Origin of the sequence: Vallitalea longa, from assembly GCF_027923465.1 — a bacterium.
Lineage (GTDB): Bacteria > Bacillota > Clostridia > Lachnospirales > Vallitaleaceae > Vallitalea > Vallitalea longa.
In genome coordinates this window covers 1-445 of record NZ_BRLB01000065.1, presented here as the reverse complement: position 1 = coordinate 445, position 445 = coordinate 1, and the positions used below count along the sequence as shown (strand labels likewise).

Here is a 445-nt window from a genome sequence, read left to right as displayed (position 1 = left end):
AAGAAATCACAAGAAAATACAAGAAGTGGACAACAGACGAAGAACACGTGAACCAGCCATTCCCATTAACAGGCATACAGAGTTCATATCTCCTTGGAAGAAAAGAAGCCTATGAGCTAGGAGGAGTCTCCACACATATATACAATGAATTCGAGACAATAGCAGACCTAAAAAGATTGAACGACAGTTTGAACAAACTAATAAAGAGACACCCCATGTTAAGAGCAATAATAACAGAAGAAGGTAAACAGCAAATACTCAGCCATATACCAGAATATCAAATCGAAATAGAGGACATTAAAGCTCTAAGCAAGAACGAACAGATAAAAGCCATTGAATCAGAAAGAAGCCGTATGTCCCATGAAGTATTCAAAACAGATGAATGGCCATTATTTAGGATAAAAGCGTTCTACCTAACAAAAGAAGTCGTATACCTATGTGTCGG

General features: G+C 37.5%; 1 protein-coding gene. It reads left to right on the top strand.

Features of this window, described 5'->3' with window-relative positions:
- A partial coding sequence (locus QMG30_RS24845) for a condensation domain-containing protein (RefSeq protein WP_281819920.1) occupies nt 1-445 on the top strand: 445 nt, incomplete at both ends.